Consider the following 21616-nt stretch of genomic DNA (forward strand, 5'->3'; position numbering starts at 1 on the left):
CTAGCCGCCCCCACCCGGTCGCTCCGCGACCGCCCTCCCCCGCAGGGGGAGGGAGAAGGCCTGTGTCACACCCCCACAGCCTTCATCGACACCGCCTGATCCGCCAGCTTCGCCACATCCACCGGCGTCGCCTTCCCGATCAACTGCTTGCCCGCCATGAATTCCGGCGGCGCATTGACCGCCTCGACGCAGACCACCCGATCGCCGCTCAGATGAAACACCGCAAATCCGCCCGCCGTCGGATCGCCCCGCACCACCTGCCGGTCCGCATCGAACGGCAGGCCCGCGATCTGCAGCTTGAAGTCGTACTGATCGGACCAGAACCACGGGACCTCCGGCGCCGGTCCCGGCCGCCCGACGATGGCCGCCGCCGCCTGTTTCGCCTGTTCCAGCGCATTGGGCACGCTCTCCAGCCGGTGCGAGACCCCGCCGTGAACCGGGATCGGCCGCCGCGTCATGTCGCCGACGGCGAAGATGGCCGGGTCGCTGGTCCGCGCCTGATCGTCCACCACCACCCCGTCGTCGCAGCGCAGGCCCGCCGACCGCGCCAGGCTTTCACACGCCAGCGCCCCGACCCCGACCAGAACCGCATCCGCCTGCACCACCGATCCGTCGGCCAGGGTCACGCCGTCATGGGCCACGGCGACCACCTCGGCCCCGGTCAGGATCTCGACCCCGTGCGCCCGATGCTGGGCGGTGAAGAAGGTCGACAGGGTCTCGGACGCCACCCGCGCCAGCACGCGCGGCGCCCGCTCGATCACCACCGCCTCGGCGCCCAGGGCCCGGGCCGAGGCCGCCGCCTCCAAGCCGACATAGCCGCCACCGACCACCGCCAGCCGCTTGCCCGGTCCCAGCACGGCCTTCAGCCGTTCCGCGTCCTTCAGCGTCCGCAACTCCAGCAGATCGGGATGATCCCCGCCCGGAACCGGCAGTTTCCGCGCCGTCGATCCCGTCGCCAGCACCAGGACGTCATAGGTCTCGCTCGATCCGTCATGGAAGGCGACCGTCTTCGCCTCCGGATCCACCGACACGGCGACCGTCGACGGCCGGAACTCGATCCCCTGCTCCTCATAGAAGCTCAGCGGCCGCAGCAGCAGCGCCTCCAGATCCGCCTCGCCCTTCAGCCAGGCCTTGGACAGGGGCGGCCGCTGATACGGCGGCGCATCCTCCTCACCGATCAGCACGATGGGGCCGTCATGGCCGTATTGCCGCAGAAAGGCCGCGACGGAGCCGCCGGCGTGGCCGGCGCCGATGATCAGGATCTTGGTCATGGGCGGACAGATAGAGCGGCGCGCGGGCGGGCGTAAGTCGTGAATGGTGAATCGTGAATCGTGACTGGAGCCCGCGCGCGCCCAATCACGAGTCACGACTCGCGATTCACACCCCTTGACCGTTCCACTGTTACAGCATAGTGGAACGGTCATGACGACCCCGCCCGCCCGCGACGCCCTCCATGACGCCCTGCTGTCGATGCAGACGCGCGCCGAGATGGACGCCTTTCTGGCCGATCTGTGCACCCCGGCGGAACTGCGCGCCTTCGCCGAGCGCTGGCAGGTGGCGCGCCTGCTCGACGCCGGCGGCAAATCCTATCGCGAGATCGCGGCCGAGGCCCACGCCAGCCCCACCACCGTCGTCCGCGTCGCCCGCTATCTCAAAGACATGCCGCACCAGGGCTACCGCCTCGCCCTGGACCGCCTGAAGAACACGAACTGAGTATCCGAACATGAGCACCGCCCAGGGCCGGCTTCGCATCGCCGTCCAGAAATCCGGCCGTCTGGCCGACCGCAGCCTCGACCTGATCCGCGACGCGGGTCTGAAATGGGTCAAGGGCCACAACGACCTACTCTATCGGGTCGAGAATTATCCGATCGACCTGCTGCGCGTCCGCGACGACGACATCCCCACCTTCGTGGCCGACGGCGTCTGCGACCTGGGGATCGTCGGCGAGAACGTGCTGGAGGAAGGCCGCAACGGCGGACCCAACGCCTCCGTGGTCATGCCCCTGGGCTTCGGCCGCTGCACCCTGAAGATCGCCACCCCGCCGACCCTGGCCTATGACGGCCCGGCCTCTCTGGACGGGCTGCGCATCGCCACCTCCTATCCCAAGATCCTGCGCCGCTTCCTGGACGAGCGGGGCGTAAAGGCGGACATCGTCGTCATGCGCGGCGCCGTCGAGGTCGCGCCCCGGCTGAAGCTGGCCGCCGCCATCTGCGACCTGGTCTCGACCGGCGCGACGCTGGAGGCCAACGGCCTGGGCGCCAAGGAGACGGTGCTGGAAAGCCAGGCCGTCCTGATCCAGTCCCCCGTCGCCCCCGAGCCCGGCCTGCAGCACCTGCTGGACAGCGTCATCGAGCGGATGTCCGGCGTGGTGTCCTCGCAGGGCGCCAAATACGTGATGCTGAACGCCCCGCGTTCGGCGCTGGATGAGATCACGGCCATCCTGCCCGGCGCCGGTTCGCCGACCGTCATGCCCCTGTCGGGTCGCGACGACGCCGTCGCCGTCCACGCCGTCTGCCAGGAGGCCGTCTTCTGGGAGACGCTGGAGAAGCTGAAGGCCGCCGGCGCCTCGGCCATCCTGGTCCTGCCCATCGAGAAGATGATGTGATGAAACTGATCGACTGGTCTTCCCTCGACGCTGCCGGGAAACGGGCGGCCCTGGCCCGCCCGGCCCAGCGCACCGCCGGCGACGTTACGGACGTGGTCCGCACTATCCTGGACGACGTGCGCGCACGTGGCGGCGCGGCCGTCACCGACTGGTGCCTGAAACTGGACAAGGCCCCGCCCCGCCGCATCGCCATCACGCCCGAGGCCGTGGCCGAGGCGCGCAACGCCCTGCCCCCCGGCGACGTGCGCGCCCTGCGCATGGCGGCCGAGAATGTCCGCGTCTTCCACCAGGCGACCAAGCCGGAGGACACCCCCTTCATCGAGACCACCCCCGGCGTACGCTCCAAACTGGCCTGGCGCCCCATCGCCTCGGCCGGTCTCTACATCCCCGGCGGCACCGCCCCCCTGTTCTCGTCCCTGCTGATGCTGGCCATCCCGGCCGGCGTCGCGGGCGTTGGCGAACGCGTCGCCGTCACCCCGCCGGACAAAAATGGCGGCATCCACCCCGCCATGATCCTGGCCGCCGCCGAGGCCGAACTGGACGCCATCTGGCTGATGGGCGGGGCCCAGGCTATCGCCGCCCTGACCTTCGGCGTCGAACTGGAGGACGGGATCATCCCCGCCTGCGACAAGCTGTTCGGCCCCGGCAACGCCTATGTCGCCGAGGCCAAGAAACAGGCGTCTGCTCTTCCGGGCGGCCCCGCCGTCGACATGCCGGCCGGCCCGTCCGAACTGATGGTCATCGTTGACCGCGACGCCGCGCCCGAGATCGCCGCCGCCGACCTGCTGAGCCAGGCAGAACACGACGCCGACGCCCAGGTCATCCTGGTCTCCACCAGCCGCGCCACCATCGACTACATCCTGTCGGAGGTTGAGGTTCAGGTCGCTGCGCTGCCGCGCGAAGCCATCGCCCGCGCCTCGCTGAACGAAGCCCGCGCCATCCTGGTCCGCGACCTCGACGCCGCCGCAGAGGTCGCCAACCTGTATGGCCCCGAACACCTGGCGATCCAGATCGACGATCCCGAGCCCCTGGTGGATTCCATCAAGGCCGCCGGCGCCGTCTTCGTCGGCCGGTTCGCCGCCGAGACCCTGGGCGACTACGCGGCCGGCCCCAGCCACGTCCTGCCGACCGACGGCGGCGCCCGCACCCTGGGCGGCGTCACCACCGCCAGCTTCATGACCACCATGTCGGTCCAGCTGGTCAGCGAGGCCGGCGCCCGCGCCCTGGCCCCCATCGCCGCCCGCCTGGCCCGGATGGAGGGCCTCGAAGCCCACGCCCGCGCGGCGGATCTGAGGGCTGAAGGATGAACGTGTCCGCATCATTCCTCCCCCGTTGGGGGAGGGGGACCGCGTCTTCGCGGTGGAGGGGGCCAACCCCAGACACCGTGCGCGGATCAGCCCCCTCCACCGCCTGCGGCGGTCCCCCTCCCCCAACGGGGGAGGATTTCAAATGACCCTGCCCGCCCCCTATCCCCCGCTGGTCTCCGGCGGCGACGGCTTGGATCGCTATCCCGGCGACGCCTCGGCCCTCGCCGCCCGAATGGCCGCGATCTACGCCGTGCCCGCCGACCAGGTTCTGCCGGTGCGCGGCCTGACCCACGGGCTGGAGCTGGCCTATCGCCTCGCCGCCCGCGACGGCGGTTCGGTCGAGGCGCCCAAGGCCGAACCCTATGACAGTCTGGCCGCCATCTATCCGGCCAAGGGTGAACCCGCAGTCGTCGTCATCCGCGCCCTCGGCTCGCCCGAGGCCGTGGCCGAAATGGCCGCCCGCGTCGCCCCCGCCCTGCTGGTGGTCGACGAGGGCCTGATCGAGTTCTCCGACAGCGTCTCGGCCGCCACCGTCGTCGCCGACCAGCCGAACCTGGTCGTGCTGCGCAGCCTGTCCCTGGCCTATGGTTTGGCCGGCGCCCGCGTCGGCGCCGCCATCGCCCAGGCCCCGACCCTGGCCCGCCTCGCCTCGGTGCTGGAGCCCTACGCCCTGCCCGAACCCCTGGTGCGGCTGGCGCAACAGGCGCTGGACCCGTCGCGGATGATCGAGACCGCCGAGCGCATCGCCTCGGTCCGGCGCGAGCGTGAGCGGATCGCCCGCGAACTGGGCCGCCAGATGCCGGTCGAGCCCGGCGTCGGCCCCATCGTCATGGCCCGGCCGGAAGACCCCGCCGCCGCCCTGGCCGCCTTGGCTGCCTATGGCGTCGCGGCCGACCTGTCCGGCGAGCGCCTGCGCCTGCCCGTCTCGATCAAGCCCGAGATCAACGACCGGCTGCTGGCCGCCTTCGGCCTGACCCTCGCCAAGCGCCGCCCGGCCCGCGTCGGCCAGGCCGTGCGCGATACGAAGGAGACCCGCATCGTCTGCGCCGTCGATCTGGACGCCCCCGGCCCCATCAGGATCGAGACCGGCGTCGGCTTCTTCGACCACATGCTGGAGCAGATCGCGGCCCACGGCGGCTTCTCCCTGCGGCTCCAGTGCGAGGGCGACCTGCACACCGACCCGCACCACACCATCGAGGACAGCGCCATCGCCCTGGGCCAGGCGCTGAAACAGGCGCTGGGCGAGCGCAAGGGCATCGCCCGCTACGGCTTCGTCCTGCCGATGGACGAGGCCAACGCCACCGTCTCCATCGACCTGTCCGGCCGTCCCTATCCGTTGTTCGAGGGCGCGTTCGACACCCCCTTCATCGGCGACTACCGCACCGACCTGACGGCCCACGTCTTCCGCTCCCTGGCCGAGGCCATGGGCGCCGCCGTCCACATCAAGGTCACGGGCCAGGACGACCACCACAAGACCGAGGCCGTCTACAAGGCCTTCGGCCGCGCCCTGCGCCAGGCCATCCGGGTCGAGGGCGACGCGGTGCCGTCCACCAAGGGGGTGTTGTGATGAAATCCTCCCCCGTCGGGGGAGGGGGACCGCGAAGCGGTGGAGGGGGCCGGCCCGCGCGCCGACGTCCGACGCTCCGCACCTCGTGCGCCCTCGCCCCCTCCACCACGCTACGCGCGGTCCCCCTCCCCCAAGGGGGGAGGATCGCATGACCGAAGTCGCCGTCATCGCCTATGGCGCCGGCAATATCGCCTCGGTCCAGTTCGCGCTCGAGCGTCTGGGCGCCACCGTGCGCCTGACCGACGATCCCGCCGTGATCGCCGAGGCCGAACTGGTCATCCTGCCCGGCGTCGGCGCGGCCGGCTACGCCATGAGCCGCCTGTCCGAACTGGGCCTGATCGAGCCGATCCGCGCCTTCCCTCGCCCCCTGCTGGGCGTCTGCCTGGGCCAGCAACTGCTGTTCGAAACCAGCCAGGAGGGCGAGGCCGTCGATCTGCTGGGCTTCATCCCCGGCGCCGTGTCCCGGCTGGAGCCGGCGGGCGCCCTGCCCGTGCCGCATATGGGCTGGAGCCGGCTGACGCGCGACCGTGACGATCCGCTGCTGGAGGGGGTCGCCGACGGCGCCTACGCCTATTTCGTCCACGGCTATGTCTGTCCCGACGGCCCCGCCACCCTGGCCCGCGCCGACTATGGCGGCCCTGTCCCCGCCGTGGTCCGCGCCGCCAACCGCTGGGGCTGCCAGTTCCACCCCGAACGCTCGGCCGAGGCCGGCGCGACCATCCTCAGGAACTTCCTGGGCCTGCCCGAGGATCCATCATGCTGATCTATCCCGCCATCGACCTGAAGGACGGCGTCTGCGTGCGCCTGATGCACGGCAAGTTCGACCAGGTGACCCGCTATGACGAACAGCCGGCCACCCGTCTGAGCGCCTTCGCCGCAGAGGGGGCGGAATGGATCCACGTCGTCGATCTGGACGGCGCAGAGGCCGGCGAAGCCGTGCAGCACGCCCTGATCGGCGAACTGACAAAGGCCATCGACGTCAAGATCCAGTCCGGCGGCGGGGTGCGCAGCGCCAACGACGTCGCCAAACTGCTGGACACGGGCGTCTCGCGCGTCGTCGTCGGTTCGCTGGCGGTGACCCAGCCGAATGATGTCGCCGCCTGGCTGAAGGGGTTCGGCGCCGAGCACATCACCCTGGCCTTCGACGTCAAGATCGAGGACGGCGTGCCCGTGCCCGCCCTGAAGGGCTGGACCCAGTCATCGGGCGTCGATCTGTGGACCGCCCTCGACCGCTATCCCAAGGGACTCTTCAAACACCTGCTGGTCACCGACGTGGGCCGTGACGGCGCCATGACCGGCCCCAATCTGGAGCTTCTGGCGGAAATCCGACGGCGGCGGCCGGACCTGGTGCTCCAGGCCTCGGGCGGGGTCTCGTCGCTGGACGACATCGCGGCGGTCAAGTCGCTGGGCTGCAACGGCGCCATCGTCGGCCGCGCCCTTTACGAGAACCGCTTCACCCTGCCCGACGCCATAGCGACGGCGGCATGACGGCCCAGTCTTCAGCCAGGAGGGCGGTCCAATGACCGCCCGGCGCATCATCCCCTGCCTGGACGTCAAGGACGGCCGGGTGGTCAAGGGCGTGAAGTTCGTCGGCCACACCGACATGGGCGACGCGGCGGAGCTGGCCGCCCGATACCGCGACGCGGGCGCCGACGAACTGGTCTTCTACGACATCACCGCCAGCCCCGAGGGCCGGACCCTGGACTATGGCTGGATCCGGGACATCGCCCGGCTGCTGGACATCCCCTTCTGCGTCGCCGGCGGCATCCGCAGCGTCGATCAGGCGGCCCGCTGCCTGGACCACGGCGCGGACAAGGTGTCGATCAACTCCCCCGCCCTGGAACGCCCGGAACTGATCGCCGAAATGGCCGCCCGCCTGGGCAGCCAGTGCGTCGTCGTCGGCGTCGACAGTCGTCTGGAGGACGGCGAATGGGTGGTCCACAAATACACCGGCGATCCCGACGCGCGCCGCCGCGCCGGCAAGCGCACCCTGGACTGGCTGGACGAGGCGCAGGGCCTGGGCGCCGGCGAGATCGTGCTGAACTGCATCGACCAGGACGGGGTGCGCAAAGGCTACGACATCGAACAGCTGTCCGCCGCCCGCGCGCGCCTGACCATCCCCCTGATCGCCTCGGGCGGCGCCGGCGCGCCCGAGCATTTCAAGGATGTGTTCAATCAGGCCGACGTCTCCGGCGCCCTGGCCGCCAGCGTCTTCCACACCGGCGCCATCGCCATCCCGGACCTCAAGGCCTATCTGGCGGGCGAAGGCCTGGAGATGCGGATATGATTCCTGACCCGCAATCCTCCCCCCTTGGGGGAGGGGGACCGCCGCGCCTCTTGCGCGGTGGTGGAGGGGGCCCGCCCGCGCGCCGCCGCCCGATGTTCCACACCCCGCACGCCCTTACCCCCTCCACCACCCTTCGGGCGGTCCCCCTCCCCCAGAGGGGGAGGATTTTTGAGGAGAGGATCCCATGATCGACCCCGCTGCCATCGATTTCGAAAAAGGGAACGGCCTGGTTCCCGTCGTGGTGCAGGACGCCGCCACGCTTCAGGTCCTGACCCTGGCCTATATGGACCGCGCCGCCCTGGACGAGACGATCCAGTCCGGCGAGGCCACCTTCTTCTCGCGTTCGCGCGGCGGACGCTGGCGCAAGGGCGAGACCTCGGGCGACCGGCTGCACGTCGTCGGCATCACGGCCGACTGCGACAGCGACGCCCTGGTCCTGTCGGTCAACCCGGTCGGCGACGCCTGCCACCTGCACCGCACCAGCTGTTTCGGCGCGGCCGACGCGCCGGGCCTGGGCCGCATCGCCCGGCTGGAACAGACCATCGCCGAACGCGCCGCCGCAGATCCGTCCGAAAGCTGGACCGCCAAACTGATGACCCAGGGCGTCAAACGCATCGCCCAGAAGGTCGGCGAGGAGGGCGTGGAGACCGCCTTGGCCGGCGTCGCCGGCCCGGACGAGGAACTCGCCAGCGAGGCTGCGGATTTGATCTATCACCTCTTGGTGCTTCTCCACGCCCGTAACATGGTGTTTCAGGACGTGCTGGACGTGTTGGCCTCGCGTGCGGAAGCGGGCAAAGCCCCCGGCTAAGGCCCACCAAGACGAGGCCGAACCCTAAGGACGTGCATTCCCGCCCCGGGGATGATCGAGGAAATTGCGATGGCGGCTCTCATTCTGTTCGGCGGCGGCGGCGATCTGGCGATGCGCATGCTGCTGCCTTCGCTCTATTTCCTGGAGCATGACGGCCTCCTGCCCGAGGATCTGAAGATCATCGGCGCGGCCCGCTCCGAGGAGACCCCCGACGAATATGTGGCCAAGGTCCATGACGCCGTGAAGGCCAAGGCCGAGGCGGACAGGGCCTGGGACGACCACTCCTGGGCCAAGATGAAGGCCCGGCTCGACTATCTGGCCGTGGACGCCACCGATCCCGCCAGTCTGAAGGGCCTGAAGGACCGCGTCGGCGACGGCGAGGTCACCTCCTTCCTGGCCGTCTCGCCCTCGCTGTACGGCCGCATCGTCACGGCGATGAAGACGGCGGGCCTGGCCGAACGCAACTGCCGCATCGTGCTGGAGAAGCCGGTCGGCCGCGACCTCAAGTCCTTCCGCGAGATCGACGACGCCGTGTCCCACGCCTTCAGCGAGGACCAGGTGTTCCGCATCGACCACTATCTGGGCAAGGAGACGGTCCAGAACCTGACGGCGCTGCGCTTCGGCAACACCATCTTCGAGCCGCTGTGGAACAATCTGACGATCGACCACGTCCAGATCACCATCGGCGAGACGGTGGGCGTCGGCGACCGCTGGCCCTATTACGACGAGTACGGAGCATTGCGCGACATGCTCCAGAACCACATGCTCCAGCTGCTGTGCCTGGTGGCCATGGAGCCGCCGTCGGACCTGGATCCGGAATCGCTGCGCAACGAAAAGGTCAAGGTGCTGCGGTCCTTGCGGCCCATCACCCCCGAAGAAGCCGAACGCGTCAGCGTGCGCGGCCAGTATGTGGCGGGCGTGTCCGAGGGCAAGCCGGTCAAGGGCTATGACGAGGAGCGCGGCGCGGATTCCGACACCGAGACCTTCGTCGCCATCCGCGCCGACATCGACAACTGGCGCTGGGCCGGCGTGCCCTTCTTCATGCGGACCGGCAAGCGTCTGCCCGAGAAGCGCACCGAGATCGTCATCCAGTTCAAGCCCGTTCCCCACTCGATCTTCGACAATGAAGAAGGCGAGGCGCCGGCCAACCGCATGATCATCGAGCTGCAGCCCGAGGAAGACATCTCGCTGACGGTGATGAACAAACGCCCCGGTCTGGACAAGCGGATGCAGCTCCAGCCCATCACCATGAGCCTGTCGTGGGGCGTTGACGGCAAGTCGGCCGCGCCGCCGCGCCGCCGCATCGCCTATGAACGTCTGCTGCTGGACGCCATGGCCGGCGACTCCACCCTGTTCGTCCGCCGCGACGAGGCGGAACAGGCCTGGAAATGGGTCGACGAGGTCGCCGAGGCCTGGGCCGAGTCCGGCCAGAAGCCCGACGAATATGTCGCCGGCACCTGGGGCCCCGACAGCGCCGACATGCTGATGATGCGCACCGGCCGCGACTGGAACACGACCAATGTCTGAGACGCCCGTGATCGAAACCTTCCCCACCGTCGACGCCTGGGCCGAGGCCATCGCCGCCCGCCTGTCCGAGACCCTGGGCGGCGCCGTCCGCGACAAGGGCGCCGCTGTCTTCGCCGGCCCCGGCGGCACGACCCCCGCCCCCGTCTATCGCCGCCTCGCCGCGACCGATCTGGACTGGGCCAGGATCGCCGTCACCCTGGTGGACGAACGCTACGTCCCCGAGACCTCGCCTGAGTCCAACGCCCGGCTGATCCGCGACGTCCTGCTGCAGGACAAGGCCGCAGCCGGCCGCTTCATCCCCCTCTATACGCCCGAGGTCACGGTGGACCGCGCCGCCATCGTCGCCGCCCACGCCCTGGCCGATGCGGGCGGGCGTTTCGACGCGGTCCTTCTCGGCATGGGGGAGGATGGCCATATCTGCTCCATGTTCCCCAACAGCCCCACCCTGAAGACCCTGCTGACCCCGACGCTGAAGCCGACCGTCCTGGGCGTGCCCCACGGCCGCGACGGCGCGGCGCCGACCATCGAGCGCCTGTCGATCAACCTGCCCTATCTGATGTCCGCCGGCCGGGTGATCCTGGGCCTGAAGGGCGAGGCCAAGCGCCGCGTCTTCGAGCAGGAGGCCCAGGGCGATCCCAGGATCCAGCCCATCGCCGCCCTGATCGCCGCCGGCGTTCCCCTTGAAGTTCTGTACACGGAAGCCAGCTGACATGACCCTGCACCCCACGGTGGCCGCGGTCACCGCCCGGATCGTCGAAAAGAGCCGCGCGACCCGCGCCGACTACCTGCGCCGCATGGACGCCGCCCGCGACAGCGGGACCGGCCGCGCCAAACTGTCCTGCGCCAACTGGGCCCACGCCTTCGCCGGCCAGACCATCGCCGACAAGCTGACGGCCATGGACGGGTCCAAGCCCAACCTCGGCATCGTCACCGCCTATAACGACATGCTGTCGGCCCACCAGCCGTTCGAACGCTTCCCCGGCGTAGTCCGCGAAGCGGTGCGTCAGGTCGGCGCGACGGCCCAGGTCGCCGGCGGCACCCCCGCCATGTGCGACGGCGTCACCCAGGGCCGCCCCGGCATGGAGCTGTCGCTGTTCAGCCGCGACGTCATCGCCATGTCCACGGGCGTGGCCCTGACGCATGACGCCTTCGACGCCGCCCTGATGCTGGGCGTCTGCGACAAGATCGTGCCCGGCCTGTTCATGGGGGCCCTGGCCTTCGGCCACCTGCCCGTCGTCTTCGCCCCCGCCGGCCCCATGCCCTCGGGCATTCCGAACGCCGAGAAGGCCCGCGTCCGCGCCGAGTACGCCCAGAACAAGGTCGATCGCCAGACCCTGCTGGAAAGCGAGATCGGCTCCTATCACTCGCCCGGCACCTGCACCTTCTACGGCACGGCCAACTCCAACCAGATGATGATGGAGCTGGCGGGCCTGCACATGCCCTCGACCGCCTTCGTCCATCCGGACACCGGCCTGCGCGACGCCCTGACCGCCGCCGCCGCCCAGCGCGCCGTCGAACTGGCCCGCAGCGGCGAATGCCGCATGGCCGACGTCATCGACGAGAAGTCCATCGTCAACGCCATCGTCGCCCTTCTGGCCACCGGCGGCTCGACCAACCACGCCATCCACCTGGTCGCCATGGCCCGGGCGGCGGGCGTGCTGATCGACTGGACCGACATGGACGAGCTGTCGTCCGTCACCCCCCTGCTGGCGCGGGTCTATCCCAACGGCTCGGCCGATGTGAACGCCTTCCAGGCCGCCGGCGGCGTCGCCTTCGTCGCCCGCGAACTGGCCCAGGCCGGCCATATCCACTCGGACGTGACCACCATCATGGGCAAGGGAATCGAGCCCTATTTCCAGGAGCCGTCGATGGTGGACGGCCAGCTGGTCTGGCGCGACGGGGTCAAGGAAAGCCTGGATCTCGACATCCTGCGCCCCGCCTCCAACCCCTTCGACAAGGAGGGCGGCCTGCGCCTGGTCAAGGGCGACCTGGGCCGCGCGGTCATCAAGGTCTCGGCGGTCAAGCCCGAGAACCGCATCGTCGAGGCCCCCGCCGCCGTCTTCGAGACCCAGGAGGACGCGCTGCAAGCCTTCAAGGACGGCAAGCTGTTCCGCGACGTCGTCGTGGTCCTGCGCTTCCAGGGCCCCAAGGCCAACGGCATGCCCGAACTGCACAGCCTGTCGCCGGCCCTGTCCGTCATCCAGGACAAGGGGTTCAAGGTCGCCTTCGTCACCGACGGCCGCATGTCGGGCGCCAGCGGCAAGACCCCCGCCGCCATCCACGTCTCGCCCGAGGCCCTGGCCGGCGGCCCCCTGGCCCATGTGAAGGACGGGGATGTCATCCGTCTGGACGCCGAGGCCGGGGTTCTGACCACGGTGGGCGTCGGCGATCTGTCGGCCCGTCCCGCCGCCGCCCGCGCCGCCGCCAACGCGGCGGGCACGGCCTGGGGCTATGGCCGCGAGTTGTTCGCGGCCTTCCGCCACGTCGTCACCACCGCAGAAGAAGGCGCCACCGTCTGCTTCGCCTTCCCCAGCGGCGCCCAATCGCATACGGACACGCCGCCCGATCCCAACTTCGTCGACCGGACCGTGGACGCCTGATCCACCGAACCGACCGCAGGAAACGACCCCATGAATGACAAGACCCTCCTCGTCGGCGACGTCGGCGGCACCAACGCCCGTTTCGCCCTGGCCCGGATGGTGGACGGCAAGCCCGTGCTGGACCACCATGAGAGCTTCCCGGCCGAGCGCTATCCCACCTTCCTGAAGGGCGTCGCCGCCTTCATCGACGGCTGCGAGATCAAGCCGACCGGCGGCGTCATCGCCGTGGCCGGCCCCGTCACCGACGGCGCCATCGACCTGACCAACTCGCCCTGGCAGGTGTCCGAGAGCGAGCTTCAGACCCTGGGCCTGAAGCCGGTCAAGCTGATCAACGACTTTGAAGCCCTGGCCTGGGGCGCCCCCGTGGTGCCCGAGGACCAGCTGGAAAGCCTGGGCGGTCCCGTCGACGGCGACCCCCACTGCACCGTCGCGGTGCTCGGCCCCGGCACCGGCTTCGGCGTCTCCGCCCTGGTGCGCGACGCCCACGGCAAGGAGATGGCCATGCCGTCGGAAGGCGGCCACGCCTGTTTCCCCCCCGGCGATCCGGTCGAGGACGAGATCCTGCGCATCCTGCGCCGCCGCTATGACCGCGTCTCCATCGAACGCCTGATCTGCGGCCCCGGCCTGCTGAACATGCACCGCGCCCTGGCCGAGATCGACGGCCGCGAGACCCATATCGAGGATCCGGCCCAGATCACCGAGACGGCGATGAAGGACCCCAACAGCCCCTGCGGCGCCACCCTGGCCCGTTTCTGCGCCATCCTGGGCGCGGTCGCCGGCGACATCGCCCTGACCACCGGCGCGCGCGGCGGCGTCTATATCGCCGGCGGCATCGTCCCGCGCATCCTGCCCTTCATCAAGGCCAGCCCCTTCCGCCAGCGGTTCGAGCGCAAGGGTCGGTTCAAGGACTATATGGCCGAGATTCCGACCAAGGTGATCATGCACAAACATGCGGCCCTGCTGGGCGCCGCCCGCGTCGCCTTCGCCGAAGCCGAGGGCTGAGGCCTCACGAAAATATCACGGCGGCGTGAACCCATCCGCCGCCGTGACGTTTCCCCCGCTCCAAAAACGGAAGGAAACGCCATGAAGAAGTTCGCCATCGCCGCCGCCTCGCTGTTCGTGCTCTCGGGCGTCGCCGCCTGCGGTGAAAGCGCCGCCGACCGGGCCGCCGAAAGCCGCGCCGACGCCGTCGAGGCCACGGGCGAAGCCCGCGCCGACCAGCTGGAAGCCCAGGCCGACGCCGCCCCGACCGACGCCCAGGAAGACGCCCTGAACCGTCAGGCCGACCAGGTCGAGGAAAACGCCGACCGTCGCGCCGACCAGATCGAGCAACAGGGCGGCGACGCCGACCGCGGCATGACCACCCACAACACCCCGACCACCAACTAGGGTCGGCGCCTAGGCGATCCGTCGCCCCGTCCCCCGTCCGTCATCCTCGGGCTTGACCCGAGGACCGGGCGCGGGGCGGTCTGTGCTTCGCGTGTTCGCACCAGCGGCGGATCATCCGATCCTCGGGTCAAGCCCGAGGATGACGGGAGGGCGGCCACGGCACGAAGGCGCTGGTCCGCTTCACATAGTCCGCATACCCCGGCCGCGACCTGTTGATCGCCTTCTCCGTAATCCCGATCCCCGACCAGCGCGTCAGGGTGAAGGTCAGGAAGATCGGCCCCGCGATCGACCACAGGCCGACGCCCGTCTCCGCCGCGATCAGCCACAGCCCCCACCAGACGCAGGCGTCGCCGAAATAGTTCGGATGCCGCGTATAGCGCCACAGGCCGGTGTCCAGCACCTTGCCCTTGTTCGCCGGATCGCGCTTGAACGCCGCCAGCTGGGCGTCGCCGACGCTTTCGAACACGATCCCGACCACCGCCAGCACCGCCCCGAGCCCGGCCATCACGCCCAGCCCCGGCTGGGCCGCCACCTGACCCATCTGCACCGGCAACGACGTCAGCCAGGCCAGCACGGCCTGGGGCAGAAACACGAACAACAGCGCCGTCTTGCCGAAGGACCAGCCGTGGGACTTTTCCTGATCCTCGACGATCTGCACATACCGCCCATCCGCCCCGCTGGCCCGCCAGCGCCGGAACAGGTGCCAGCCCAGCCGCAGCGCCCAGACCGCGCACAGCCCCACCAGCAGCCCCTTGCGCGCCGGATCGCCCTCGGCGCGCGGCAGGGTCGCCAGCGCCAGCAGCAACATGCCCAGCGGCCAGACCGCATCGATGAAACTGACGTCCTTCAGCTTCAGCGCGACCAGCCACAGGCCGAGCATCACGGCGACGATCAGGGCCAGGTTCAGTCCCAGCAAGATAAAGATGTCGATCAGGGTCATGAGCCTGATACGGCGGCCGTCGGCCGATGGATGGCGCCTAGGCCGGTTCGACCACCGTCAACTCAGGCCACCGCCCCCGCGCGTTCTCGATGGTCTTGGCCCAGCCCTTGGCCAGCGGCCGGTTGGGGTTCGGCCGCACGACCATTGCGAATACATCCTCCAGCCCGAACGGCGCCGCCACGGTGATCGTGTCGTCCGCCTCCAGCCGCACCCCGACGGCGAAGGTCGGGGCCACGAACCGGCCCAGGGCTTCGTCGGTCGAGTGCAACGGCTCATAGGGTTCGCCGAACCGGTTCTGGAACCACAGGTGGACCCGCGCCTGATTGCGGACCTCGACCTGGCTGCGGAAGGGCTCGTCAAAGGCGGCGGCGACCTGTTGGATCACGACGTCCTCGGCCGCGTAGGACAGGTCCGAACCGTCGAAATAGGCCAGGTCATAGTCCTTGATCCCGTATCCCGCCGGCCGTCCCGTCCTGGCGTTCCACACCGCCTGATAGACTGCCCCCGACACCAGCCGCAAGTCGGGCAGGTCCAGCCCCCGCACCGTCCGCAAGACGTGCATCAGGCCGGGATCGGCGCGGACGATTTCGATTAGCTTCAGGCTCAGGGCGTCGCTCATCGCCTACCCTTAGCCTCCCCGTCCGATCAACGGGAGACGTCGCCCGGTTTCATCCCCAGCACTCTCTCTCCCCGTCATCCCAGGGCTTGTCCCTCGGATCCATACTCCCGGTATCGAAGAGGCGCACCGCGCGGAAACACCGAGCGTATGGATCCTCGCCACAAGGGCGAGGATGACTAACCCAAACCTTGTTTGCAGTGGGGAACAGGGTGGAAAGAGAGTCTAGTCACGGCTAGGCTTCGCTCATGAACACAGCGCCCCGGTCCACTGACGAGAAACTGAGAGAACTCTCTCGGGCGCTGGACGTGCTCGAACGCGAGAGCGCCGTGGTAGAATCGCCAGAAGCGCCGAAGCCTCCTCCCCGGGCCAAACGCGGCTCAGGCAATATGTTCGCAGACAAATTGAAGCTGTTCTTCGCCGCGCTCTATGCGGCGTTCGCCTTGCTGGCGCTTTACACAGGCGGCCTTCCTTCGAGTTGGTCGGAATTCTGCGCCGGATTCGTCGTCCCCGGTTTGGCCGCCACCTTCTTGTACTTCTTCTACAAGGGCGCGTGGTCTCGGGCGAAGAGATTCAAGAAGCCCTTCACGCCCTAGACTGCCCCTACCCCCGCACTGGCCAGCCGTGATCCAGCGGCCCATGCCCGCCGCCCAAGCCGGGCGCCCGCCGGATCGCCTCGCCGACATAGGCCCAGGCTTCCGCCACCGCGACCTCCAGCGGCCGGCCCAGGGCCAGGCCCGCCGCGCAGGCGCTGGCCAGGGTGCAGCCGGTGCCGTGGGTATGGCGGGTGTCGATCCGCTCGGCCTCCAGCACCGTCTCCCCGTCGGCCGTCATCAGCAGGTCGATCACCGTCGGCCCGTCCACATGACCGCCCTTCATCAGCACCGCCCGCGCCCCCATGGCCAGCAAGGCCTCGCCCGCCCGCCGCTGGCCGTCGATGTCGCGCACCGCCAGCCCGGTCAGGGCCTCGGCCTCGGGCGCATTGGGGGTCAGAAGGGCCGCGCGCGGGATCATCAGCCGCTTCACCGCCTCCACCGCCGCATCGGGCAGCAGCGGATGGCCGCCCTTGGCCACCATGACCGGATCGACCACAGCCGGGGCGTCCGCCTCGTCCAACAGGGCCGCGACCGTCTCGACTACCTCGACCGAGCCCAGCATGCCGGTCTTGAAGGCGTCGGTCCCGATATCCTCCAGCACCGCCCGCGCCTGGGCCGCGATCAGTTCCAGCGGCAGCGGATGGACGCCGTGAACCCCCAGGGTGTTCTGCACCGTGATCGCCGTGATCGCCGTGGCGGCGAACCCGCCCATCATCGTCACCGCCTTGATGTCGGCCTGGATCCCGGCGCCCCCGCCGCTGTCCGACCCGGCCAGGATCAGGACCCGGCCCATTTTTCTTTCGCTACCGCCGCCCGCGCGGCGGGCGTCTGCTTGAGCGGGGCTCATGCGTGCGCCCCCGAGAACAGCTTCAGCCCGACGATCCCCGACACGATCAGCAGGATGCACACCGCCCGCACCGCCGTCGCCGGCTCGCCATAGACGACGATCCCCACCAGGGCCGCGCCCACGGCGCCGATCCCGGTCCAGATCGCATAGGCCGTGCCGATCGGCAGCTTCTGCGTCGCCACCCACAACAGGATCATGCTGGCCGCCAGCGCGACCAGCACGCCCAGCGAGGTCAGCGGCCTTTGCAGGCTGACGTTCTTCAGGCCGGACGCCCACAGCACTTCCAGCAGACCGGCGACGACCAGCGTCACCCACGGATTGATCGACATGACCCAGGACATGCCGCCCAGATGGCCCAGCCGGTCCGCCGGGGCAAGCGTCGGCTTACCCGCCCAGCGGCCCCTTGAAGATGAAGAAGGCCCCCAGGCCGATGAAGCCGAACCCGACCAGATGGTTCACCGTCAGCTTCTCGCCCAGGTACAGCACCGAGAATCCGGCGAAGACCAGCAGGGTGATCACCTCCTGCATCGTCTTCAGCTCCGCCGCCGAATAGACCTGATGCCCGATCCGGTTGGCCGGCACCGCCAGCCAGTATTCGAAGAAGGCGATCCCCCAGCTGGCCATGACCAGCAGCCACAGCGGCTTGTGATCGAACTTCAGGTGTCCGTACCAGGCGAAGGTCATGAAGACGTTCGACAGGGCCAGCATGACGATGGGGGCGATATAGGGGCTCAGAGGCATGGGCTTTGATCAGGACGACGGTTCGCTTCGCCCCTACACCGGCCGCGACCTCGCGTCGCGGGTCTTCAGCCCGCCGCCGCCACCGCGGCCAGCAGCTTCAGCGCCTGGACCGTCTCGCGCACGTCATGGACCCGCACCATCCGCGCCCCGCGCCGCGCCCCCTCCAGCGCCAGGGCCAGCGAGCCGCCCAGCCGGTCGGTCGCCTCGACCGCCGTGGGATCGACCGCCTGGATCGTCCGCTTGCGGCTGGCCGCGTACAGCACCGGGAACCCCAGCGCCGCCAGTTCGCCCAGCCGCGCCGTCAGCGCCATATTGTGCTCCAGCGTCTTGCCGAACCCGATGCCCGGGTCCAGCCAGATATTCTCCCGCGCCACCCCCGCCGCCATCGCCGCCCCGGCCCGGTCGCGCAGATAGTCCCGCACTTCCGCCACGACGTCGCCATAGCGGGGGTCGGCCTGCATGGTCCGCGGCTCGCCCTTCATGTGCATCAGCACCACCGCGCAGCCCAGCTCGGCCGCGACCGCCAGACTGTCGGGCGCCTGGCTCAGGGCCGTCACATCGTTCCACATCGTCGCCCCGGCCGCCACGGCGGCGCGGGCCACGGCGGGCTTCATCGTATCGACGCTGATCGGCCCGCCCCAGCGGGCGCGAACCGCAGCGATCACCGGCGCGACCCGCTCGATCTCCTCGGCCTCGCCCACCGGCTCCGCCCCCGGCCGGGTGCTCTCGCCCCCGATGTCGAGCACGTCCGCCCCCTGTTCGACCAGCCGCATCGCATGGCCCACCGCCGCCGCCGTCGAGGTCCACCGTCCGCCGTCCGAGAAACTGTCCGGCGTGACGTTCACGATCCCCATGACCTGCGACAAGACGGACATCGGCGAGGTTTGACTTTCACGCTTCATGAGATCAGCCTCTAGACGTGATCACCCCGCTCGTCAGCCAGGCTCGACGCCTTTCTTACGCAGGACGCCTCGTCGCAGGCGACTGACCCGGAACGGCCGCGCGCCTTTCGCCCCGTTCCGGGCGACGATCTGAAACCCGATTATCCTCAGCCTTCATGTGACGCGCGAACGCGCGCCTGCAGGCGTCTGCGATCAAAGAGCCGAACCATGACCCAATCCACCGCCCGAACCGCGTCTCCCTCGCGCCCCGACATCTTTCTCAGCGCCAGGGACCACCAGACCCTGTCGCGCCTGGTGGGCGACATGCCTGCTGAAGGCGTCGCCGGCCTGTTGCAGGAGGAGCTGGAACGCGCCGTCATCTGCGAGCCCGGCGATCGGCCCAGGGGCGCGGCGCCGCTTCACCGCTGGCTGCACTATGTCGATGGCCGTTCGCCCCAGCCGCGCCGCATCCAGATCGTCCTGCCGAACGAGGCGGACATCGACGCAGGCAAGGTGTCCGTCCTGTCCTACGTCGGCGCCGGCCTGATCGGCCTCGTGGAGGGCCACACCATCGCCTGGACCGATCCATCGGGCGCGGACCGCCGCCTGACCCCGGTCATGATCGAGGATCCGGAAACCCCCGGCGGCGACTAACGCCCGATCAGCCCGCCCAGCGCCTCCAGATAGCCGGCGAAGGCCTTGCGGCCCTCGGGGGTGATCGACACCCGCGTCAGGGGCTTGTTGTTGACGAAGCTCTTGGCCACGGCGACGTAGCCGGCTTCCTCCAGCTTCTTGATGTGGACCGACAGATTGCCCTGGGTCGCCTCCAGCACCGTCTTCAGCTCGGTGAAGTCAGCGGCCTCGGCGTCTGCCAGATAGACCATGATCCCCAGCCGCATGCGGCCGTGGATGACCTCGTCGATCCGCCCCAGGTCGTTCAGCCCCATGGGTCAGCCGGCGTCCGCATCGACGGTGCGCTTCTTCAGCGCCTCGCGGGTGATGATCCAGCCCGGTCCCGCGAACAGCAGGAACAGCGCCGCCGTGGCGACATACAGATAGACCAGCGGCTGGCGCACCAGCAGCCCCAAGGCCACTGCCGTCGCCCATCCTCCCAGCGACGCCGCCAGCATCCAGCCCTTCTTCTTCAGGGTCCAGGCCACATACCAAGCCGCTGACTGAAGGGCGAAGATCATGGCCGGGTAATAGAGCCAGACGGCGAAATCCCCGTCCCGCGCCGCGCCGAAGCCGAAGACGATAATGATGGCCAGATTGGCCATGCCCGCCCCGCTGAAGGCCGCGTTCAGGGTCCGGGTCACGATGGGGCTGGCCTTGGGTCGCTTGCGGTCCTCGCGGATGGCCCAGACCATCACCACCAGGAAGGCGATGGTGATCCCGGCGACGAAGCCCAGGCTGACCGGGCCCGGCCAGCGGACCACGCCTAGCGACTGGCCGATGTGAACCAGGCACTGCAGGCCGTACAACAGGCCGCCGGCCAGATACATGACGCCCATGGTCAGGGTCGCGCGCGGATCGCCCCCGCCCTGGACGATGGACCTCAGGAAGGCCAGATCGGCCTCGGGCGTGCTGCGGGACGTGTCGATCATCGATGATTCCTCTGCGGCGGGCGCGTTCCTCGGATGGACGCAGCCGTGGGGGTTGGCAAGCTATTCGGCGGGTGACAGAGCGGGCGCGGGGCTGCGCCGCCAGGAAACCCGGCGGCCGTTCAGCCAGCGGCCCATGAAGCTATGGCGGATCAGAAGTTCATAGCTGGCCAGCGAGACGGTCAGCACCCCGCCGACGACCAGCGCCAGCTTGACCGGCCACGCCATGGCCCAGCTGTGTCCCCCGAAGAACCGCAGCGCCAGGGCCACGGCCGCAAAGACCGAGGCATAGGTCGCGACGCCGAACGCCGCCGCCGTCATCGCCTTGGTCGCCGGATCGGTCATCGGGACCAGATGCGGGTCCGGCCCGCCCGCCAGCATCAGGGCTGTGGTTCCGGCTCCCATCGCCAGGCCCAGATAGGCCGGCCACCAGGCCTGTATGCGGCCCAGCAGGTCACGCCGACGATCCAGCAGGGCGCCGAAGCCGAAGGCCAGGCCGAACCCGACCAGGGCCGACATATTGGGGATCAGGCCCGCATCCGGCGTCGGCACGCCGAAGAAGGCGATCCAATTCGGCTGGAACCACAGGGCCAGCGCGAGCGGCGCCCCCAGGACGAACGGTCCCCACGGGCCGATCAGGCCGGTCGTGATACCGTCGATCACCCTCCCCCAGGCGCCGCTCCGGTCCAGCGCGGCGAAAGGCGCCCTTAGAACCAGAAGGGCGACATAGAAGATCAGCAGCACCCACAGGAACCACAGATGGGTCAATGGGATGTTGGTCCAGTCATATTCAGGCGTCGGCGGCGCATCGGCGGCCGTCATGCCCTGCAGGCCCGCGTTCCAGATCAGCACCACGACGATGGCTGTCAGCACCGGCCCCCAGAAGACGGCCAGCGGCGCAGCGATCCGGGCCAGGCGGTTCTTCACGAACCCCCACACGCCCGCGCGCGCCAGCATCATGTGGGCGAACAGACCGGCGATCAGGAAGAAGGTCGTCATCCGGAACAGGTGGATGACGAAGAACAGCCCGCTGGCCCACACCGACCGCTGGTCGTCGCCGACGATCCAGATCTGCGTCGGAAAGAAGGACATCGAGCCGTGGAGCACCACGCCCAAGAGCAAGGCCGCGCCTCTCAGCGCGTCAAGCCCGTGAAGACGCTCGGATGAACCCGTCTCTGACATCGACATGACGCTCTCCCGTTCTGGATAACACTGTATGTCATAGACTAGTCTGTATTGCAAACTAGTTCACAGGAATCCTAACGCTGCTTGTCGGACTGGGGCGATGGGTGTGGCGACGCAGG

General features: G+C 69.4%; 25 protein-coding genes. 15 read left to right on the forward strand and 10 right to left on the reverse strand.

The features are described 5' to 3' along the window. Window positions 1-65: 65 nt before the first annotated feature. A complete protein-coding gene (locus GYM46_RS05120; RefSeq protein ID WP_008259225.1) occupies window positions 66-1271 on the reverse strand; it encodes an NAD(P)/FAD-dependent oxidoreductase in 1206 nt (401 codons plus the stop codon). A 151-nt stretch (window positions 1272-1422) separates the two neighbouring features. On the opposite strand from GYM46_RS05120, the gene GYM46_RS05125 reads away from it, so the two are divergent. The 13 genes from GYM46_RS05125 (at window position 1423) to GYM46_RS05185 (ending at window position 14090) form a co-directional block, all read left to right on the forward strand. Further along, a complete protein-coding gene (locus GYM46_RS05125; RefSeq protein ID WP_008264321.1) occupies window positions 1423-1713 on the forward strand; it encodes a YerC/YecD family TrpR-related protein in 291 nt (96 codons plus the stop codon). A gap of 10 nt (window positions 1714-1723) precedes the next feature. Further along, window positions 1724-2605 (forward strand): ATP phosphoribosyltransferase, encoded by an 882-nt coding sequence (gene hisG / locus GYM46_RS05130; protein WP_008262146.1) that lies wholly within the window; start codon window positions 1724-1726, stop codon window positions 2603-2605. Next, window positions 2605-3912, forward strand: coding sequence for a histidinol dehydrogenase (gene hisD, locus GYM46_RS05135; protein ID WP_008264198.1), 1308 nt, complete (start codon window positions 2605-2607; stop codon window positions 3910-3912). The genes hisG and hisD overlap by 1 nt, the downstream gene beginning before the upstream one ends. Window positions 3913-4054: 142 nt before the next feature. Beyond that, window positions 4055-5479, forward strand: coding sequence for an imidazoleglycerol-phosphate dehydratase HisB (gene hisB / locus GYM46_RS05140; RefSeq protein WP_008262830.1), 1425 nt, complete (start codon window positions 4055-4057; stop codon window positions 5477-5479). 148 nt (window positions 5480-5627) lie between these two features. Beyond that, window positions 5628-6242, forward strand: a complete 615-nt coding sequence (gene hisH, locus GYM46_RS05145) for an imidazole glycerol phosphate synthase subunit HisH (RefSeq protein ID WP_008263874.1) — start codon at window positions 5628-5630, stop codon at window positions 6240-6242. Continuing rightward, the gene (hisA, locus tag GYM46_RS05150; RefSeq protein WP_008261983.1) at window positions 6236-6967 is read left to right on the forward strand and encodes a 1-(5-phosphoribosyl)-5-[(5-phosphoribosylamino)methylideneamino]imidazole-4-carboxamide isomerase; all 732 of its coding nucleotides are present in this window, start codon (window positions 6236-6238) and stop codon (window positions 6965-6967) included. The genes hisH and hisA overlap by 7 nt, the downstream gene beginning before the upstream one ends. Before the next feature lie 31 nt (window positions 6968-6998). Next, window positions 6999-7766, forward strand: coding sequence for an imidazole glycerol phosphate synthase subunit HisF (gene hisF, locus GYM46_RS05155; protein ID WP_008262560.1), 768 nt, complete (start codon window positions 6999-7001; stop codon window positions 7764-7766). Window positions 7767-7950: 184 nt separating this feature from the next. Next, entirely contained in the window at window positions 7951-8574 is a 624-nt protein-coding gene (gene hisIE / locus GYM46_RS05160; protein WP_008261513.1) for a bifunctional phosphoribosyl-AMP cyclohydrolase/phosphoribosyl-ATP diphosphatase HisIE, read from the forward strand. 69 nt (window positions 8575-8643) lie between these two features. Then, window positions 8644-10101, forward strand: coding sequence for a glucose-6-phosphate dehydrogenase (zwf, locus tag GYM46_RS05165; protein ID WP_040349914.1), 1458 nt, complete (start codon window positions 8644-8646; stop codon window positions 10099-10101). Then, entirely contained in the window at window positions 10094-10810 is a 717-nt protein-coding gene (gene pgl / locus GYM46_RS05170; protein WP_040349223.1) for a 6-phosphogluconolactonase, read from the forward strand. Before zwf ends, pgl begins: the two co-directional genes overlap by 8 nt. Window position 10811: 1 nt before the next feature. Continuing rightward, on the forward strand, window positions 10812-12701 hold the full coding sequence (edd, locus tag GYM46_RS05175) for a phosphogluconate dehydratase (protein ID WP_008258676.1): 1890 nt from the start codon (window positions 10812-10814) through the stop codon (window positions 12699-12701). 30 nt (window positions 12702-12731) lie between these two features. Then, the gene (glk, locus tag GYM46_RS05180; protein WP_008258989.1) at window positions 12732-13703 is read left to right on the forward strand and encodes a glucokinase; all 972 of its coding nucleotides are present in this window, start codon (window positions 12732-12734) and stop codon (window positions 13701-13703) included. Between the two features lie 81 nt (window positions 13704-13784). After that, window positions 13785-14090 carry a hypothetical protein gene (locus GYM46_RS05185; RefSeq protein WP_008260679.1) on the forward strand — a complete coding sequence of 102 codons (306 nt, stop codon included), beginning with the start codon at window positions 13785-13787 and terminating at the stop codon, window positions 14088-14090. A gap of 127 nt (window positions 14091-14217) precedes the next feature. On the opposite strand, the gene GYM46_RS05190 is transcribed toward GYM46_RS05185, so the two are convergent. Continuing rightward, window positions 14218-15030 carry a DUF1295 domain-containing protein gene (locus GYM46_RS05190; RefSeq protein ID WP_008264325.1) on the reverse strand — a complete coding sequence of 271 codons (813 nt, stop codon included), beginning with the start codon at window positions 15028-15030 and terminating at the stop codon, window positions 14218-14220. 37 nt (window positions 15031-15067) lie between these two features. Next, window positions 15068-15649 (reverse strand): nucleotidyltransferase family protein, encoded by a 582-nt coding sequence (locus GYM46_RS05195; protein WP_008260481.1) that lies wholly within the window; start codon window positions 15647-15649, stop codon window positions 15068-15070. A 245-nt stretch (window positions 15650-15894) separates the two neighbouring features. On the opposite strand from GYM46_RS05195, the gene GYM46_RS05200 reads away from it, so the two are divergent. Next, window positions 15895-16242, forward strand: a complete 348-nt coding sequence (locus tag GYM46_RS05200) for a hypothetical protein (RefSeq protein ID WP_156796393.1) — start codon at window positions 15895-15897, stop codon at window positions 16240-16242. A 7-nt stretch (window positions 16243-16249) separates the two neighbouring features. Here GYM46_RS05200 and thiD read toward each other — a convergent pair whose 3' ends face one another. From thiD to folP, 4 genes are all read right to left on the reverse strand, one after another. Continuing rightward, window positions 16250-17035 carry a bifunctional hydroxymethylpyrimidine kinase/phosphomethylpyrimidine kinase gene (thiD, locus tag GYM46_RS05205; RefSeq protein ID WP_008264097.1) on the reverse strand — a complete coding sequence of 262 codons (786 nt, stop codon included), beginning with the start codon at window positions 17033-17035 and terminating at the stop codon, window positions 16250-16252. 50 nt (window positions 17036-17085) lie between these two features. Then, the gene (locus GYM46_RS05210; protein ID WP_008262594.1) at window positions 17086-17430 is read right to left on the reverse strand and encodes a DMT family transporter; all 345 of its coding nucleotides are present in this window, start codon (window positions 17428-17430) and stop codon (window positions 17086-17088) included. 43 nt (window positions 17431-17473) lie between these two features. Further along, window positions 17474-17830, reverse strand: a complete 357-nt coding sequence (locus GYM46_RS05215) for a DMT family protein (RefSeq protein ID WP_008260636.1) — start codon at window positions 17828-17830, stop codon at window positions 17474-17476. 65 nt (window positions 17831-17895) lie between these two features. After that, window positions 17896-18732, reverse strand: coding sequence for a dihydropteroate synthase (folP, locus tag GYM46_RS05220; protein ID WP_164952613.1), 837 nt, complete (start codon window positions 18730-18732; stop codon window positions 17896-17898). A 207-nt stretch (window positions 18733-18939) separates the two neighbouring features. On the opposite strand from folP, the gene GYM46_RS05225 reads away from it, so the two are divergent. Further along, window positions 18940-19365 (forward strand): GreA/GreB family elongation factor, encoded by a 426-nt coding sequence (locus GYM46_RS05225; protein ID WP_008259126.1) that lies wholly within the window; start codon window positions 18940-18942, stop codon window positions 19363-19365. Here GYM46_RS05225 and GYM46_RS05230 read toward each other — a convergent pair. Genes GYM46_RS05230 through GYM46_RS05240 form a run of 3 tightly spaced genes read right to left on the reverse strand, consistent with a single transcriptional unit; the run spans window position 19362 to window position 21500 of the window. Further along, window positions 19362-19658: a winged helix-turn-helix domain-containing protein gene (locus GYM46_RS05230; protein WP_008259231.1), complete on the reverse strand. Its 297-nt coding sequence runs from the start codon at window positions 19656-19658 to the stop codon at window positions 19362-19364. The two genes, GYM46_RS05225 and GYM46_RS05230, sit on opposite strands and share 4 nt — an antisense overlap. A gap of 3 nt (window positions 19659-19661) precedes the next feature. After that, on the reverse strand, window positions 19662-20315 hold the full coding sequence (locus GYM46_RS05235; protein WP_008264141.1) for a hypothetical protein: 654 nt from the start codon (window positions 20313-20315) through the stop codon (window positions 19662-19664). 60 nt (window positions 20316-20375) lie between these two features. Then, on the reverse strand, window positions 20376-21500 hold the full coding sequence (locus GYM46_RS05240; RefSeq protein ID WP_164952614.1) for an acyltransferase family protein: 1125 nt from the start codon (window positions 21498-21500) through the stop codon (window positions 20376-20378). Between the last annotated feature and the right edge of the window lie 116 nt (window positions 21501-21616).

This window comes from Brevundimonas mediterranea, from assembly GCF_011064825.1.
In the GTDB taxonomy this organism is placed as follows: Bacteria; Pseudomonadota; Alphaproteobacteria; order Caulobacterales; family Caulobacteraceae; genus Brevundimonas; species Brevundimonas mediterranea_A.